The organism is Nibricoccus aquaticus (assembly GCF_002310495.1).
In the GTDB taxonomy this organism is placed as follows: Bacteria; Verrucomicrobiota; Verrucomicrobiia; order Opitutales; family Opitutaceae; genus Nibricoccus; species Nibricoccus aquaticus.
This window is the reverse complement of record NZ_CP023344.1, coordinates 2,281,118-2,297,623: the sequence shown is the minus strand read 5'-3', so window position 1 is coordinate 2,297,623 and position 16,506 is coordinate 2,281,118. Positions and strand designations below refer to the sequence as shown.

Sequence of the window (16,506 nt, the reverse complement as noted above, 5' to 3'; positions counted from 1 at the left end):
CTCACGCTGACTCTTTTTTTCAAAATGAAAACACGCGTTTCATTTTCCCTCAAAGACCGCCCCGGTGTCCCACCGCCGTATCCTGAAACCCCGGACACAGGAAACTATTCCGATGGAGGCGCGGTGCCCTCACCGCACATAACGCCGGGCCCGCTTCCAACCTTCAACGGCATAAAGCCATCTCGCACCCTCGGCCTACTTCCTTCCGCCTTCGCCCCTTCAGCCCAGCCCGCATCCCTCTTCACCCCAGCCTCACGGCGTCGCTGGCGTCACCGCCGGAGCCGGCACACCCTGCGTCGGAGCCGCCGGCGTCGTCGTGGTTGTCGCCGCCTGCCGCGCCGCCCGCCGCCGCCGCACTTCATTCGCCACATTCTCCAGCCGCTTCGCCTCCTCCGCCGGATTCGCCGCCACCACCGGAGCGCTACCCGCCGGCCGCGTCTGCGCGCCGCCGATCATCGGCACCGCCGCCACCGTCCCATCAAACCGCGCCTCCTTCAAAGTCAGCGTCTGCACCCGCCCCTGATACTCGATCGAGACCGACGATTTCCCCGCATCGAAAGACTTCACCACATACCCATTCCCCTTCTCGTCCGCCTTCACCCACGTCCCCTTTTGCGACGCCGGCTCGTAGATCCCGAACATCAACCCCTCGCGCGTCTGCATCACCCCCCGCAGCTCGATCGGCGAATTCTCCGTCGGCGCCGCCAGCGCCTGCCCGTTCTTCGGCACGAACGGCGACTCCGTCGAAATCTTCGCCATCGCTACGCCGCTCAAACCAAGACTCAACACTGCAAAAAATAAACGGGCCGGGGTGGATTTCATGGGCGGTACGGATCGGATCGAGGTGAAAAGCGATTAACTCCTCACGCTCTGACGTCAAGCGACGCCCCGGGTTGCACGCCTCCACCCATTTCCCAAAAAATCCCGCCACCCCGCCCGTCCTCCTCCCCCGGACGGCACTCATCAAGTGCCTCCATTGTCCGCCCGTCCGCATCCATTCCCATCCACTCCCATCTGTGGTTAAAAAATCCGTCCTCCGGCATTCGCGTCCATGAGCGTCCATTCGGGTTAAAAACCCCTCCCTCCAATCCTCTTCATCCTCTTAATCCTGTCCAAAAACTCCGCCTTCTTCCCTCATCGCCATGCCCACCGACCCCGCCTCACCCCTCGCTCCCCTCACGCAACGCGCCCGCGAAATCCGCGCCGCCTTCGACGCGCACAACACCGCCGCTGGCCGCCCAACCTGGACTCCCCTCCAGCTCGCCCAAGGCTTCTCCGCCGACGTCGGCGCCCTCAACAAACTCCTCATGATGCGCGCCGGCCTCCGCGAAGCCCCGCCCGACCTCGACGCCCGCCTCGCCCACGAACTGGCCGACTGCCTCTGGAGCATCCTCGTCCTCGCTGACGCCCACGGCATCGATCTCGAAAAATCCTTCCACAACACGATGGATTCTCTGGAAGCGAAACTCCGCCCCTGAATCCCCTCCCTCACCCACCCCGGGAACCACCCGGTAACCAAAAGGGAGCGGCAACCGATAGATTGCAGTGCTTCCCTGGCCTACCTTTCGGCCATGCGCGCAATCTGGAAAGGCACCATCAGCTTCGGCCTCGTCAGCATCCCTGTTTCCCTCTTCCCCGCCATGCGCCGCGAAGAGCTGAAATTCCGCCTCCTCCGCTCCTCCGATCACAGCCCCGTTAACTACAAACGCGTCGCCGCAGCCGACGGCAAGGAAGTCCCGTGGGACCAGATCGTGAAGGGCTACGAGTACGACAAAGGCAAATTCGTCATCCTCAAAGATGAGGACTTCAACCGCGTCGACGTCGAGGCCGCACAGACCGTCGACATCATCAACTTCGTCGCGATCAAAGACGTTAACCCGCTCCTCTTCTACAAACCGTACTACATGGAGGTCGCGAAAGGCGGTGACAAAGCCTACGCGCTCCTCCGCGAAGCCCTCGTTGCCGAAGGCAAAATCGGCATCGCCAAAGTCGTCATTAAAACCCGCCAGCACCTCGCCGCCGTGAAGCCCCAGGAAAAAGGCCTCATGCTCGAGCTCATGCACTTCCCCGACGAGCTGCTCGATGCCGATGAATTCAAAGCCCCCAAAGCCCAAAAGGTCGGCGCTAAGGAACTCACCATGGCGCAAAATCTCATCACGAGCATGAGCAGCAAATGGCGCCCCGAAACCTACCACGACGACTACCACGAAGCTTTGGAAAAACTCGTCGAAGAAAAACTCAAACACCGCGGCAAAGACGAGAAACCCGCCCCACGGAAACCGAAGCACGCCTCCAACGTTATCGATCTCGTCGCCGTCCTCCAGGAAAGCATCGCCGCCACCCATTCAAGGCCCAAGACGAAGTCAGCCAGTGCGCGCGCGAAAAAATCCAAACCCAAAGCGGCGACGAAATCCGCCAAACCTCGCAAAAAGGCCGCCTGATTTTTCCTGCGCATGTCGCTCCAAGAATATCGCCGGAAGCGGAATTTCAAAAAAACCGCCGAGCCCGCACCTAAGGTCGACCGCCAGAATCGCCGCCGCTTCGTCATCCAGAAACACGACGCCACCCGCCTCCACTACGACTTCCGCCTCGAACTCGGCGGCACGCTCAAATCCTGGGCCGTCCCCAAAGGCCTTCCGCTCGCGCACGGCGACAAACGCCTCGCCGTTCACGTTGAGGATCACCCCGTTTCCTACATCGCCTTCGAAGGCACCATCCCCAAAGGCCAGTACGGCGGCGGTACCGTCATGCTCTGGGACGAAGGCATCTTCGAGACCGACGACCCGCATCCGCTCAAGACTCTCGAGAAAGGAAAACTCCACTTCACCCTCAAAGGCAAAAAACTCAAAGGCGCCTGGTACCTCGTGCGCCTGCGCGACAGCGACGAGTGGCTGATCATTCGCGGTGGCGACGATCACAAACCGATCTCCAAAAAACTAGACGACACGTCCGTCCGCTCGAAAAAATCCATGGCGCAACTCGCGAAGAGCGATCGCGTTTGGGAATCGAAGCCCATCAACGACTCCTCGCTAAAAACTCGTCTTCAAAAACTCGCCGCAAAACCGGAGGCCAGGAAGACCGAGCCCACGAAACCGAAACGCAAAAGCGGCCCCGCCCCGAAATTCATCGCCCCCATGCAGGCGCTCCTCGTCGACGAGCCCGAACGCAGCGGCGAATGGCTCTACGAAATCAAATTCGACGGCTTCCGCGCCCTCGCCTTCAAACACGGCGACTCCGTCCACCTCCTCTCTCGAAACGAAAAAGACTTCGCCGAAAAATTCCCTGAGATCGCCGACGCCATGGCTGAACTCGCCATTGATGACGCGATCCTCGACGGCGAAATCGTCGCCCTGAACAAAAAAGGCCTATCCTCATTCCAGCTCCTCCAAGGCCTCGAAGACGGCGAGCGCCCGCCTCTCTACTTCTACGTGTTCGATCTCCTCCAGCTCGACGGCCAAAGCCTCCTCAACCAGCCGCTCACCGAGCGCAAAGCCGCCCTCGAAAAACTCCTGCGCAAACCGCCCGCCGCGATCCGTTACTCTGCATCGCTCACAGGAAAACTCCCCGCGCTCATGAAGCGCGTCCAACACCTCGGCCTCGAAGGCCTCATCGGCAAACGCCCCGGCTCGCTCTACGAACCCGGCAAGCGCTCGGGTGCGTGGATAAAATTAAAAATCTCGCACGAACAGGAATTCGTCATCGGCGGCTACACGCCGCCCGCTGGTAGCCGCAAGCATCTCGGCGCGCTCATCGTCGGCGTCTACGAGAACAAAAAACTCATCTGCACCGGCAAGGTCGGCACCGGCTTCAACCACGCGCTGCTCAAATCGCTCCACACCCGCTTCGCCAAAATCGCCCGCAAAGAATGCCCCTTCGACAACCTCCCCGATAAACGCGAGCGCCGCTTCGGCCAGGCCATCACCGCGTCCGTCATGAAGAAATGCCACTGGGTGAAGCCCGAACTCGTCGCCCAACTCCGCTTCACCGAATGGACCAACGACGGTCGCCTCCGCCACCCCGTCTTCCTCGGCCTCCGCGAAGACAAAAAAGCCACCGACGTCGTCCGCGAAAAACCCGCCCGCACATGAGCACTTCCCTCAAAACCACGCTCGATGTCGGCGGCACGAAAGTCGCCGTCTCCAATCTCAAAAAAGTCCTGTATCCGGATGTCAGTTTCACCAAAGGCGACGTCATCGATTACTACATCCGCATCTCGAAAGTCCTCCTCCCTCATCTCAAAAATCGCCCCATCACGCTCAAGCGCTACCCCGACGGCGTGAACGGCTTTTTCTTCTACGAGAAACAATGCCCGCCCCACCGCCCCAAGTGGATCAAGACGACCACCGTCCCCAAATCCGACGGCACCGACATCCACTACTGCGTGATGAACGACCTCCCCGCGCTCGTCTGGGCCGCCAACCTCGCCGACCTCGAACTCCACACCTTTCTCCACCGCGCCCCCGCGATCCACCGCCCCACCGCCCTCGCCTTCGACCTCGATCCCGGCGCCCCCGCCAACATCGTCCAATGCTGTGAAGTCGCCCTGTTGCTCAAGTCTATCTTCGACTCCTTCGGCCTGAAATCCTTCGCCAAAACCTCCGGCTCCAAAGGACTTCAAATCTACGTCCCGCTCAACACGCCCTCCGCCACCTACGAGAAAACCAAAACCTTCGCGCACCAACTCGCCATCCTCCTCGAGCAACAAGCCCCCAAACTCGTCGTCTCCAAAATGCTGAAAACACTCCGCCGCGGCAAAGTCCTCGTCGATTGGAGCCAGAACGACGACCACAAGACCACGATCAACGTCTACTCCCTCCGCGCCAAACCCCACCCGACAGTCTCCACGCCCGTCACGTGGGCCGAAGTCTCCGCTGCGCTGAAAAAGAAAAACGCGAAACTCCTCACCTTCGAAACGACCGACGTCCTTAAACGCGTCAAAAAACACGGCGACCTCTTCGCCGACGTCCTCACGCTGAAGCAAAAACTCCCCGCCCTCAGCGCTCTCGGATAAACCATTTCACCGCGGAGGCGCAGAGGACGCAGAGTTCCGTCCTCGAATTGGTTTCTCTCCGCGAGCTCCGCGCCTCCGCGGTGAAAACACTCCGTCCTCCGCCTTTCCGTTCCAGCCTTCCTGGGTTCCATATTCAAAACCATCCCCAGCTTCCGTGATTGCCCACCCCCACCCCGCCCGCTAACTCCGTCCCCTCTTCTTTTTACCTATGGGACGTCAATGGCTCCACGCAAAGCGCGCGATCGTTAACCTCAAAAAAGGTCAGACCGTCGGCAAAATCGTCAAAGAAATCACCGTCGCCGCCAAACTCGGCGGCGCCGATCAAGCCGCCAACGCGCGCCTCCACGCCGCCGTCGAAAAAGCGAAAAAGCAGAGCGTCACCCGCGACGTCATCGAGCGCGCCATCAAAAAAGGCGCCGGCATCGGCGACGACAAACTCGTCCTCGAACACATCGTCTTCGAAGGCTACGCCCCGCACAAAGTCCCGCTCATCGTCGAGGTCATGACGGACAACCACCAGCGCACCGCCCCCGAGATGCGCCAGCTCTTCAAGAAAGGCATCCTCGGCGCCGCCGGCTCCAACAAGTTTCTCTTCGAACACGTCGGCATCGTCGAAGCCCACCACCCCGACACCGCCAGCGACCTCGAAGCCGCCGGCATCGAAGCCGGCGCCAACGAATTCGAACCGCTCAGCCACGCCCAAAACGACGACATCCCCGAAGGTGTCGCCGGCGCCCGCTTCCTCACCGACCGCACCGCCGTCCACGCCGCCTCCGTGTGGCTCAAGCAAAACGGCTGGACCGTCATCACCGCCGAAATCGGCTACGTCGCGAAAAGTTATCCCGAGCTCGACGACACCGCCCGCGCCGAAGTCGGCGAATTCCTCCAAGCCATCGAAGACAACGACGACGTCCAACGCGTCTGGGCCGCAGTGAAATAGTCGGCAAGTCCGCCACAAACACATGCTCATGAGAGCCATCGCTGCCGGACTGGTTCTGCTGCTCTCGGCAGGATGCTTTCCCAACTTGGCCGGAGACACACATGTGGAAACCGTGAAACGGCTCACATCTCCCAGCGGAAAGACTGATGCCGTGCTGGAATTTGTTTCCGGAGGCGCAACGGTTGGCAGTGGATACGTCGTCCTCGTCGGACCTGTCGGCTTTGACACGGCCAGGGACTCGAATCGTGACAAATACATCACGGGGAGTTTCTCACGAGGAAAAGATCCCGCCGTGGATATTGCCTGGACGAACAATACCCAACTCACCGTACGTTGCGCCGAATTCAGGGATTTGTACCTAAATCAACCATCTCTCACTATCGGAAAAGAGACGATCTCGGTTGATTGGATTAAGAACTAACTCTCACGACGATCTTCGGCGCGCCTTCATACCCGCCCAAAATCAGTCATTTCCCCCTATTCATTCCCGGCCGCAAAAAGCCGATAATACCGGGCATGATTTCGTCCGTCGCCTCTTCGCCCTACGCCTACGGTCAGCTCGAATTGTTTGAAGCACCCAAGCAGGGCATGCAGCGCGCGTTCGCCCAGGCCGGTGAAGCCGCCAGCCGGATCGCCGACGGCGAAGTCACTCCCGACAACATGGTCGATCTGCTCGAATCGGAGGCGCTCGCGAAAGCCAACGCCGCCGTCCTCCGCACCGCCGACGACATGATCGGCTGGCTCTTCGACGAAAAAGCGTGATCCCGTAGGGCCTTCCCTCGCGCGACGCCGCTCCGAGGTAGGGCGCGTTATCCTTAACGCGCCGGTTCACCGTCATCCGCGCTCATCCGTCTCCGACGGACCGGCACTTATCAAGTGCCGCTTCCCATCCCTCTCCGCGTCCTCTGCGCATCTGCGGTGAAAATTCCGACCTCATCCTTCTGAAATTCGCATCCGTTGGGGTCCATTCGCGGTTAAAAATTCCGCGCCCGCCACCATCCGCGAAAATCGCGCGCGCCGCACCCTTGACTCCAAAACGGACACCTGCGTTTTCACGCCATCCCCGACTCCGTCCCCGCTTCCGCCCGCCTCACCGCGAGCCCGCTTCTCCCCACTCCGCCAGTCCCTGACCTCAACACCCGTCTGCGCGCCCATCGTTCGTCCGGCTCTCACCTCCGGCGGCATCCCACGACCACGCGCTTCTCACCCCCATGACCACGCCTCCGCTCTCCCGCGTCCGCACCACGCTCACCGCGCCCTTCCTCGCGCTTCTCGCCCTCCTCGCGCTCTCGCTCAACACCACCGCACTCGCCCAAACCACGCTCCTCAGCGACCGCTTCAACGACGGCAGCCGCACCGATCTCTCGCCCACCACCTCCGCCGCCTGGTTCTCCAGCGCCGCCGGAAACACCGTCCTCACCAACGGCACCCCGCCCGCCAACGGCTCGCTCGCGCTCGACAACGGCTCCAGCCGCACCCTCGTCGGCTACTTCGCCCCCGTCGCCACACCTGCGCAAATCCCCTCCGGCGAAACCCTCACGCTCACCGTCGCCTTCACCGTCACCGGCGTGCCGCTCACCCGCAGCAACGGCATCACCCTCGGCCTCCTCCAAAGCGTCGCCAACCCCGCCGCCGTCACCGGCACCGGCTTCACCGCCACCGCCGCGCCCAACACCAACGCCCGCGTCTCCGGCGACTACGCCAGCAGCAATCCCTCCAGCAACGTCTTCAGCCTCTACACCGGCTACGCCGCCTGGACCAACCTCAACGGCACCGCCTCCACCCTCCGCAAACGCAGCGCCTCCAACCCCGGCCTCAACAACGCCTCCGCCGCCTGGACCCAGATCGGCTCCTCCGGCGGCACCGGCACCGCGCCCGTCGCCAACACCCAGTACCAGGCCATCCTCTCGCTCACCCACACCGCCACCGGCGGCATGAACCTCACCTACACGCTCAAAGAAGGCGCGACCACCCTCAGCACCCACAGCGTCTCCGAAGCCGTCGCGAGCTACACCTCATTCGACACGGTCAACCTCTACATGATGAGCGGCACCCTCACCGGCGCCGGCTCCGCCGCCTTCGTGCTCAACCAGGTCGACGTCACCGTCACCAACTCCGCCGTCGTCGTCGCCCCCGCGATCACCAACACCCTCGCCAGCCAATCCGTCTTCATCGGCCAGCCCGCCTCCTTCTCCGTCAACGCCACCGGCACCGCCCCGCTCGCGTATCAGTGGCGCAAAGACACCGTCGACATCCCCGGCGCCACCACCGCCACAATCGCGTTCCCCGCCGCCCAGCTCTCCGACACCGGCAGCTACGACGTCGTCGTCACCAATTCCGCCAACAGCGCCACCAGCAACGCCGCCACCCTCACCGTCACCGCCGCGCCAAACGCCCCCGTCATCACCGACGAGCCCGACTCCCAGACCGTGAACCTCGGCACCAACGTGACCTTCTCCGTCTCCGCCACCGGCGACGCCCCGCTCTCCTACCAGTGGCGCAAAAACGCCACGCCGATTCCCTCCGCCACCGCGTCCACGCTCTCGCTCACCAACGTCCAATCCTCCGACGAAGCCACCTACGACGTCCTCGTCACCAACCCCGGCGGCACCACGCCCAGCGCCCCCGCCACCCTCACGGTCAACGCCCCGCCCACGATCGTCACACCACCCGCCACCCAGGCCGCGCTCATCGGCGGCACCGTCAACTTCAACGTCTCCACCTCCGGCAGCGCCCCGTTCACCTACCAGTGGCGCAAAAACTCCAACCCCATTCCCTCCGCCACCGGCGCGTCGCTCACACTTACCAATCTCCAGACCTCCGACGCCGCCAGCTACGACGTGATCGTCTCCAACGCCTTCGGCTCCATCACCAGCTCCGCCGCCTCGCTCACCGTCTCCGCCGGCCTACCGTATTCAGCGTTCAACCTCTACGGCTTCGGCCAGGCCACCACCGGCGGCGGCGTCATCGAGGAATCCCACCCCGGCTACCGCAAGGTCTCCACCCCGCTCGAATTCATCACCGCCCTCGCCGACCGCACCGGCACGGTGAAAGTCATCGAGATTCTCAACGACCTCGACCTCGGCTACCTCGAAGTCTCCGACGCCGTCCGCGCCTTCAGCATCTTCCGCCAACACGCCACGCCCAAGCTCCACCCGCGCCTCATCCAGACCGGCGTCGCCCTCATCGACATCCAAAACAAGTCCGGCCTCACGATCTTCTCCGCCAACGGCGCCACCCTCCGCCACGCCACGCTGAACATCAAAAGCGCGAACAACATCATCGTCCGCAATCTGAAATTCGACGAACTCTGGGAATGGGACGAAGCCAGCAAGGGCGACTACGACAGCAACGACTGGGATTTCATCGACCTCGGCAACGCCGGCACCGTGTACAACATCTGGATCGATCACTGCACCTTCACCAAGGCCTACGACGGTATCTCCGACATCAAGAAGGGCAGCTACAATATCACCTTCTCGTGGAATAAATACGTCGGCGACGACGGCGCCACGAACCCCAACAGCTTCGTCCGCCAGCAGCTCGCCCAGCTCGAGATCGATCGCGCCTCGCGCCCGATGTACAATTTTCTCCGCACAAACGGATTCAGCATCGATGACATCGCCACGATCATCCAAGGCCACGACAAGACCCACCTCATCGGCGCCAATTCCCTCGATGTGGAAAACAACAACCACTCCGTCACGTTCCACCACCAGTGGCACCTGAACCCGTGGGACCGCCTGCCCCGCCTGCGCGGCGGCAATGTTCACAACTATAATCTCTTCGTGGACGCCGGTGCCGGTCGCGCCGCGAAACTCCTTCGCGACACCAAAGCCAACGTCCTCACCACCGCGCTGCGCAACACGCTCAACAACACCTACAACTTCAACCCCTTCCTCAACGGCTCCATCTCCACCGAAGGCGCCGCCATCCTCGTCGAGAAGTCCGTGTACCTCGACATCATCACCCCGCTCCGCAACAACCAGACCGACGTCAACAACCCCGTCTACACCGGCAAGATCCTCGCCCTCGACACGATCAGCCGCATGACCACCAACGCTGGCGTCTCGACTACCGTGCGCGGCAACAGCACCGACGCCGGCAATCCGATGGGCCCCTTCCAGGCCGCGATCATTCCCTTCTCCTGGAATCTCCCCGGCGGCGTCCTCCCGTATTCAGCGCCCATGGACGACCCCGCCGGCCTCGAAAACATCGTCACCTCCGGAGCCGGTGCGGGTAAACTCAGCTGGCCCAAACAAAACTGGCTCAAGACCAACTACCCCGCTCCACCCCTGATCACCTTCGCCAGCTGGGCCGCCACCCAAGGCCTCACCGGCAACGACGCCGCCCCCGAAGCCGACACCGACGGCGACGGCCTGAGCAACGGTTTCGAGTACGCCACCGGCTCCGACGCCAAACACGCCGATCCCTCCGCCTCCGCAAGTTTCACGACCGCAAACGGCTCCCTCGTCTTCCGCTTCACGCGTCCCCTCTACGTCACCGGCGCCACCTTCGCCGTCCAAACCTCGACCGATCTGCAAACCTGGACCACGCACCCAATAGCGCCCACCGTCGAGTCCACGACCGAGTCTCTCCAATCGCTCCTCATCACCCTGCCCGCCGGCGCCCCCAAAACCTTCGCCCGCCTCAGCGTCACGCTCGACTAAGGCCTCTTCTCCGATGGAGGCGCGGTGCCCTCACCGCGCTTCGGAGTGATCGCTTCCGAGGTAGGGGCAATGCTCCGCATTGCCCGCCCAGCGTCGAATACCTCTTCACGTCAAACGCGGACAATGCGGAGCATTGTCCCTACCTCGGAAGGCTGTGCGCTCTCACTCCGCGTTCACCGCGCGCACCCGCAAAAACCGCCTCGGCGCCGCCGCCGAAATATCCACGACATCGTTCACCGTGACCACCGTCGGCGTGCCCGGCGCAATCGTCGCCACCGTGCTCCATCCGCCCGAGAGCGCATCGCTCCCCTCGACCACATAACTCAGCCCCGGCGCATCCGCCTGCCGCGTGAACGTCACCGCCAGCCGCTTCTGCCCGCTCACCTCGACACGCGACACACTCGCCACCGGCGCACTCAACGCCCCGCGCGCCGCCAGCCCAAACGCGTAGCGCGCAAAATTCGAAACCCCCGCGCCATCCGGATCGGCGTCCGCCCCGCTCACCGCCGCCGACGCGATCTCGCCCGCCGAGAAATTGCCCGCTTGCCACGCCGCAAATGAACTCCCCTCCGCCTCCAACACCACATGCGCCGCCGTTAGCGCCGACAGCGTCGTCGTGAACTGATTCCCCGCGATCCCGCTGATCACCGCCCGCTCCGTGATCGCCGCACTCGCCGCATCAAACGCAAACACCCGCGCCCGCGTGTATCGCGTCGCCCCCGCGATCTGCACCGTCACCGCCGACGCCTCATCGTAGTGCTTATTCAACACCACCACATGCAGCTTCGCACCGCTGCTTCCGTGTAGCGCCGCATACGCCGACGCATTCTCCTGACTGCTGACCGTCGCACCCACGCTCGTGTCTCCAAATTCCCCACCCGCGCCATCATAGTCCCGATAAAGCTTAAACGCCGTCGCCGCATACAGCGGCGCAGGCGAATCGTGTAGCAGCCACAGATTCGCGAGATACACGCCGTCGCGCCCCAAGATCCCCAGCGTGTCCGCCTGCGCGAGTCCGCCCGAGATGTGCGACTCGCCGCCATAGTTGTACTCCGTGATCGCCAGCTTCGTCCCCGGATAATGCGTCGCGATCGCCGCCTTCAGATTCGGCAGGTACGGATAAAACTCCGAGAACCACTGCTTGATCCAGCTGTTCTCGTTGAAGCTCGCATCCCACAACGCCCGCGGCGCCTGGATGCGCCCCTTGTTCGCATCGAGATTCGAAAAATCCACGCCGTCACTCACCCGCACCCCGCCCGCGTTGTGCTCCGTGTAGTGATGCACATCCAGCACATCGAGCAACCGCACGCCCGCCGTGTCCGACGCCGACTTCATCTTCGCCAGAAAGTAATCCACGAACCAGCGGTACGACCCCGTCGCCTTCTCCGCCGTCCAGTCCGGCGCGTCCTGGAAACTGTAATACCCGTTAAACCCGTAGCTCACGAACCCGATCGTCTCCGCCGCCGGATCCACCCGCTTCACCGCCTTCGCCAGATCGGTCGAACGCGCGATCAATTCCACACACGTCGGCTGCGCCGCGTGCAAACGCGCATGCGTGTGCGACCAAAGATCCGGCTCATTATCCAGACTGTAAGCGCGCACCCCATTCGGCATCGCCGCGCTCCCATACCGGTTCACCAGAAAATTCACGAACTCGTCCGAGTACACCGTGCCGTCGCCCGTGTTCGGCGTGAGCGAAAACGCCCCCGGCTTCGTGTTGCTCACCGCTTTCCACCGCGACGACGGCGCCACCTGCCCGGTCATGACCGTCCCGCTTTTATCCGCCGCCACGTAGCCCGCCATCGGCAGCGTCACGATGCTGTACGCGCCACCCGCCGCGACCGACTGATCGTGAAACGTCGTCACCGCGATACCGGGCACATTCGCCTGCGCATCCGGAATCCCCATGACCCACGTCGCGAAATTATCGCTGCTATGCATCCAGTCGCTGCCGGCGTTCGATGCATTGTTCTCCCAGTTGTAGCCCGTCATGCGATTTCCACCCTGCCGCCGCGCCGTCGCCGCGTAGCCCGGCAGATCTTGATTCACACCATACACCAGCGGACTGATCGCCGTGCGCCCCGACGCGGGATCTACGCTCACCGTCACCGCAATATCCGCGCGCGCGGTCGCCACGCAGACGCCAATCAAAACCAAACGGATGCAGTGATCGAAAACCATGGGGAGCCGCGATGGTGTGCTGGTTGAAAAAACGGTTCCGGCGCGGACCGGAGCCGCCGGGGAATTTACGGAGGGTAAACACCATCCCGCCCCACCCCCCGACCTCCCGCAAGCCACCGCATTTGAGATCCCGCGTCCCCGATTTGAGAGGTGGAACGCGCACTCCGTGCGCGTTGTTCGAGTCCGCCCGCGCTTCCCGCCCATTCCGCCTACACCGCCTTCAACGTCGCTCAACGTGCGTGGAGCGCCCGTTCCACCGTCCAATCCCCGCGCGCGCCCTTGCCTTCAGATGCCTCACCCACACGAATCGTCAGATGCTTTCCACCCCAAAATGCATCGGCTACATGCTCCTCATCGGACTCCTTTTCACCGCTGCGTGCCAGACGCCGCCGCCGGCTGTTGTCGCGCTCGCCCCATCCGAGATCTTCGAGTTATCCGAAGTCACCAAAGTCCCGCTGACCATCACCCAATCGCCTCCCCACTACCCCGAGGAGCTGCGACGCGAGAGCAAGTTCGAGGAGTGTGTGCTCCGTTTCGTGGTGAACACCGAAGGCCGGGCCGTGAACATCACGGTTGTTAAGAGCACCTATAAAGCCTTCAGCGATGCGGCCGTGCGGTCAGTCTCTTCCTGGCGCTACAAGCCCGCGCAAAAAGACGGCCGTCCCGTGAACTGCGTCCTCGAAATCCCGATCATTTTCCAAACCGAAGAAACCTGACCTGAGTTCAGCGCCGCAACGCGCCTATCTGCGTCATTGAAAGCCCATGACACGCGCGGCAACGTGCGCCCCGATGCACTTCCCGCTTCACCTGCTCATCCCGCTTGGCAGCGCCATGGGCTATGTCCTCGCCGTGCTGCTCGTGAAGCGCTCGGCCGACTACGGCGTCGGGATCTTCCGCACCACCTTCGTCTCCAACATCGCCATGGGCGTCTGCTTCGCCCCGCTCTGGCTCCTAGGCGGCCCCGGCCAGCCCTGGTCACTCATCTGGCAACCACTCGCCGCGGGCGCGCTGTTTTTCGTCGGACAATTTTTCACCTTCATCGCTCAGACCAAAGGCGATGTGTCCGTCGCCACGCCGATGATGGGTGTGAAAGTCCTCATGGTCGCACTCGCGAGCACGCTCCTGCTCACCGACAGCATTCCGCTCAAATGGTGGTTCGCCGCCGCGCTCAGCACGCTCGGTGTCGCTCTGCTCGGCCGCGCGAGTGGTGCAAGCGGCGCGCAAAAACATCAACGCGTGCTCATGACGATGCTCTGCGCCGCCGCTGCTTCGACCGCTTTCGCGACCGCCGATGTCCTCATCCAGAAATGGGGCCGCGCCTGGGGCGGCGGACGTTTCCTCCCCATCATGTTCGGCGGCGTCGCGCTCGCCTCCTTCGCGCTCATCCCGTTCTTCCGCGAACCGCTCCGCGCCGTCCCACGCGACGCCTGGCGCTGGCTCATCCCCGGCACCATCCTCATGGCGCTCCAGGCCGCCGGACTCGGCCTCACCATGGCGATCTGGGGCGACGCCACCGCCGCCAACATCGTGTACAGCTCGCGCGGCCTCTGGAGCGTCATTGCCGTCTGGCTCGTCGGCCACTGGTTCAGCAACCGCGAGCAACACCTCGGCGCAGGCATCCTCCGCTGGCGCCTCGCCGGCGCGACCGCGATGCTCGCCGCCATCGTCCTCGTGATGACGTGAGCTGGGAGCGCCGGCCGCTGGCCGGCATCCGCAGATGCACAAGGGCCAACCTCTGGTCCACGCCTTCCGTTTTCCGTCAACGCGGGCCCTTTTCAGAAAATAAAAAAAGGGCCCGCCGATAACCCCTAACGGCGGGCCCACTATTTTTCTTCGTCCAGCCTTTAGCTGAGACGATCCATGTTACCCCAAACCCTGCCTCTCGGCAGGGGCGCTACTTAATAGCTGTTTCCTCGTTTAGCATCGTCCGTGCCAGCGCTAAGGCGGCGCCGGAAGTGGCCATTTTTGACCAGTCTCAGAAGTTGAGCACCACGGCTCAACTTTGTGTTCGAGCTTTGCGTCTTAGCGTCTTCGCGCTTCAACAACACTGCCGCACACCAGTGATGCCGCAGCTCGCAGCGTCTAAACCGACGCAACCACACGGAGCTCATCCGCGATCTCCCGATCGCTCCGGCAGCGCGGCATTTTATTCTGCCCGCCCCATTTCCCTTTCGCGCGCAGCCAGTGCTCAAACGTCCCCGGCGCGACCAACCGCACCTCGGGCAACGCGAGCCCGCCGCCTTTGCGCTTCGCTTCGTAATCGTCGTTGAGCCGCATCAGCTCCGCATCGAGCGCCACCGCGAGATTCGCCGCCAGCGCGATGATCACCGTGCTGGCCTGCGCGTCCCCCGCGTTCTTCAACTCGATCCACCACTCGTGCCGTCCGCGCGCACGCCCAGCCGCCGCATCCGCAAACACCGGTGCCACATGAAAATTCCCCACGCTCAATCCCCGCGCGCGACACACCGTGCTGAGCGCGTCGGTGACTTCCTTCTCAATCACATGCTCGCCAAATGCGCTGAGCTGCAACTTCGTCCGCCCCACATAAACCAGCCGCGGAATATCCGTGGAAACAAACCGCACCACATCGCCGATCACATAGCGGCAAAGCCCGGCCGGCGTCGTCATCACCAGCGCGTAATCCACGCCCGCGCGCACACCTTCGAGCGGCACCGTCTTCGCGCCGAGTTCCTCGAGACGGCTCTCGTCGAACTCCGACATCGGCAGAAATTCGTAGAAAATCCCCACGTCCGTCATGAGCCGCAGACCAAGCGATGCGTCCGCATCCTGCGTCGCGATGAAACCTTCCGATGCCGGATAAACTTCGTGAAAATTCACCTCGGCTCCGAGCGCCGCGCGCAGTTCATCCACATACGGCGCGATCGGCACCCCGCCATGGATCAGGCACTCCAGATTCGGCCAGAGCGCGCGGAGATTCTGCGCCTTCGCCCCCGTCGGATTTTTCGCGTGCGCTTTCGCGCGTAGCGTTTCCGCCAAGATCAACACCCAGCTCGGAATGCCCGCCAGCAGCGTGATGTCGCGATCCAGCGTGCGCGCTGCGATCGCCTCCAGCTTCGCTGGCCAGTTGTCCATCTGCGCGATTTCCGCGCCCGGCTCGTAAAGATGTTTATCCACCCAGCCCGGCAGATTCAGCGCCGTGATTCCGCTCAGATCGCCGCCGTACGCGAGAAACGGTTTCGCCTCCGCAATCGGCGTCAGCGTGGTCGCCCCGCCGAGAAATAAATGCCGCCCCCGAAACACCGATGAACTCCCCGTCCGCGCCGTGTAATAGAGCAACGAGTCGAGCCCCGCCTTCTTAAAATGCTCCAGCATCGCACCCGTGATCGGGAGAAACTTCGTGCGCCCCGCCGTCGTACCCGAAGAAACCGCGTAGTGCGCGCAGCGCCCCGGCCACAGCACATCCGCCTCGCCCCGTTTCATCCGCTCGATCCACGGGATGAACGCCTCATACGTGCGCAGCGGCACCCGAGCCTGAAACCGCGCATACGCGCTCGCTCCTCCATGCGCTTCGATCCCATCCGCCCGGCCCGCTTCGCAACGGCTCATCGCCGCGACGAGCGTCGAAAACGTCTTCTGCTGCGCGCCCAGACCCGCGCCGCCAACGCTCAACTTGCGCGCCGTACGCGAACTCAAAAACCGCGCACCCGCGCGGATCAACGGTTTCGGTGGTGCAATCATGGAGA

General features: G+C 62.9%; 13 protein-coding genes. 10 read left to right on the top strand and 3 right to left on the bottom strand.

Annotated features, from left to right (window positions below):
• Positions 1-252: 252 nt before the first annotated feature.
• Positions 253-822 (bottom strand): hypothetical protein, encoded by a 570-nt coding sequence (locus CMV30_RS09320; RefSeq protein ID WP_096055770.1) that lies wholly within the window; start codon positions 820-822, stop codon positions 253-255.
• Positions 823-1,142: 320 nt separating this feature from the next.
• On the opposite strand from CMV30_RS09320, the gene CMV30_RS09310 reads away from it, so the two are divergent.
• From CMV30_RS09310 to CMV30_RS09275, 8 genes are all read left to right on the top strand, one after another.
• Positions 1,143-1,478, top strand: a complete 336-nt coding sequence (locus CMV30_RS09310) for a nucleoside triphosphate pyrophosphohydrolase family protein (protein WP_096055768.1) — start codon at positions 1,143-1,145, stop codon at positions 1,476-1,478.
• A 93-nt stretch (positions 1,479-1,571) separates the two neighbouring features.
• Complete coding sequence (ku, locus tag CMV30_RS09305) at positions 1,572-2,441, top strand: non-homologous end joining protein Ku (protein ID WP_096055767.1); 870 nt, start codon at positions 1,572-1,574, stop codon at positions 2,439-2,441.
• Positions 2,442-2,453: 12 nt separating this feature from the next.
• Positions 2,454-4,088, top strand: a complete 1,635-nt coding sequence (gene ligD / locus CMV30_RS09300; protein WP_096055766.1) for a non-homologous end-joining DNA ligase — start codon at positions 2,454-2,456, stop codon at positions 4,086-4,088.
• Positions 4,085-5,011: a non-homologous end-joining DNA ligase gene (gene ligD / locus CMV30_RS09295; RefSeq protein ID WP_096055765.1), complete on the top strand. Its 927-nt coding sequence runs from the start codon at positions 4,085-4,087 to the stop codon at positions 5,009-5,011. The genes ligD (CMV30_RS09300) and ligD (CMV30_RS09295) overlap by 4 nt, the downstream gene beginning before the upstream one ends.
• A 208-nt stretch (positions 5,012-5,219) precedes the next feature.
• Positions 5,220-5,951: a YebC/PmpR family DNA-binding transcriptional regulator gene (locus tag CMV30_RS09290; protein ID WP_096055764.1), complete on the top strand. Its 732-nt coding sequence runs from the start codon at positions 5,220-5,222 to the stop codon at positions 5,949-5,951.
• A 28-nt stretch (positions 5,952-5,979) separates the two neighbouring features.
• Positions 5,980-6,372, top strand: coding sequence for a hypothetical protein (locus tag CMV30_RS09285; protein ID WP_138223210.1), 393 nt, complete (start codon positions 5,980-5,982; stop codon positions 6,370-6,372).
• 95 nt (positions 6,373-6,467) lie between these two features.
• Positions 6,468-6,713, top strand: coding sequence for a hypothetical protein (locus CMV30_RS09280; RefSeq protein WP_096055762.1), 246 nt, complete (start codon positions 6,468-6,470; stop codon positions 6,711-6,713).
• Positions 6,714-7,162: 449 nt separating this feature from the next.
• A complete protein-coding gene (locus tag CMV30_RS09275; protein ID WP_096055761.1) occupies positions 7,163-10,621 on the top strand; it encodes an immunoglobulin domain-containing protein in 3,459 nt (1,152 codons plus the stop codon).
• A gap of 162 nt (positions 10,622-10,783) precedes the next feature.
• Here CMV30_RS09275 and CMV30_RS09270 read toward each other — a convergent pair whose 3' ends face one another.
• Positions 10,784-12,802: a glycoside hydrolase family 44 protein gene (locus tag CMV30_RS09270; protein ID WP_175414805.1), complete on the bottom strand. Its 2,019-nt coding sequence runs from the start codon at positions 12,800-12,802 to the stop codon at positions 10,784-10,786.
• Between the two features lie 314 nt (positions 12,803-13,116).
• Between CMV30_RS09270 and CMV30_RS19820 the strand changes: the two genes are divergently transcribed.
• Both CMV30_RS19820 and CMV30_RS09260 read left to right on the top strand, forming a co-directional pair.
• Positions 13,117-13,518, top strand: coding sequence for an energy transducer TonB (locus CMV30_RS19820; RefSeq protein WP_175414804.1), 402 nt, complete (start codon positions 13,117-13,119; stop codon positions 13,516-13,518).
• A gap of 73 nt (positions 13,519-13,591) precedes the next feature.
• Complete coding sequence (locus tag CMV30_RS09260) at positions 13,592-14,485, top strand: EamA family transporter (protein ID WP_096055759.1); 894 nt, start codon at positions 13,592-13,594, stop codon at positions 14,483-14,485.
• A 399-nt stretch (positions 14,486-14,884) separates the two neighbouring features.
• Here CMV30_RS09260 and CMV30_RS09255 read toward each other — a convergent pair whose 3' ends face one another.
• Positions 14,885-16,501, bottom strand: a complete 1,617-nt coding sequence (locus CMV30_RS09255) for a GH3 auxin-responsive promoter family protein (RefSeq protein ID WP_096055758.1) — start codon at positions 16,499-16,501, stop codon at positions 14,885-14,887.
• Between the last annotated feature and the right edge of the window lie 5 nt (positions 16,502-16,506).

What these genes read in the sequence shown, in the direction of transcription:
- CMV30_RS09320 (WP_096055770.1), bottom strand. Translation starts at nt 822, where the DNA reads ATGAAATCCACCCCGGCCCGTTTATTTTTTGCAGTGTTGAGTCTTGGT.
- CMV30_RS09310 (WP_096055768.1), top strand. Translation starts at nt 1,143, where the DNA reads ATGCCCACCGACCCCGCCTCACCCCTCGCTCCCCTCACGCAACGCGCC.
- ku (WP_096055767.1), top strand. Translation starts at nt 1,572, where the DNA reads ATGCGCGCAATCTGGAAAGGCACCATCAGCTTCGGCCTCGTCAGCATC.
- ligD (WP_096055766.1), top strand. Translation starts at nt 2,454, where the DNA reads ATGTCGCTCCAAGAATATCGCCGGAAGCGGAATTTCAAAAAAACCGCC.
- ligD (WP_096055765.1), top strand. Translation starts at nt 4,085, where the DNA reads ATGAGCACTTCCCTCAAAACCACGCTCGATGTCGGCGGCACGAAAGTC.
- CMV30_RS09290 (WP_096055764.1), top strand. Translation starts at nt 5,220, where the DNA reads ATGGGACGTCAATGGCTCCACGCAAAGCGCGCGATCGTTAACCTCAAA.
- CMV30_RS09285 (WP_138223210.1), top strand. Translation starts at nt 5,980, where the DNA reads ATGAGAGCCATCGCTGCCGGACTGGTTCTGCTGCTCTCGGCAGGATGC.
- CMV30_RS09280 (WP_096055762.1), top strand. Translation starts at nt 6,468, where the DNA reads ATGATTTCGTCCGTCGCCTCTTCGCCCTACGCCTACGGTCAGCTCGAA.
- CMV30_RS09275 (WP_096055761.1), top strand. Translation starts at nt 7,163, where the DNA reads ATGACCACGCCTCCGCTCTCCCGCGTCCGCACCACGCTCACCGCGCCC.
- CMV30_RS09270 (WP_175414805.1), bottom strand. Translation starts at nt 12,802, where the DNA reads ATGGTTTTCGATCACTGCATCCGTTTGGTTTTGATTGGCGTCTGCGTG.
- CMV30_RS19820 (WP_175414804.1), top strand. Translation starts at nt 13,117, where the DNA reads ATGCTTTCCACCCCAAAATGCATCGGCTACATGCTCCTCATCGGACTC.
- CMV30_RS09260 (WP_096055759.1), top strand. Translation starts at nt 13,592, where the DNA reads ATGCACTTCCCGCTTCACCTGCTCATCCCGCTTGGCAGCGCCATGGGC.
- CMV30_RS09255 (WP_096055758.1), bottom strand. Translation starts at nt 16,501, where the DNA reads ATGATTGCACCACCGAAACCGTTGATCCGCGCGGGTGCGCGGTTTTTG.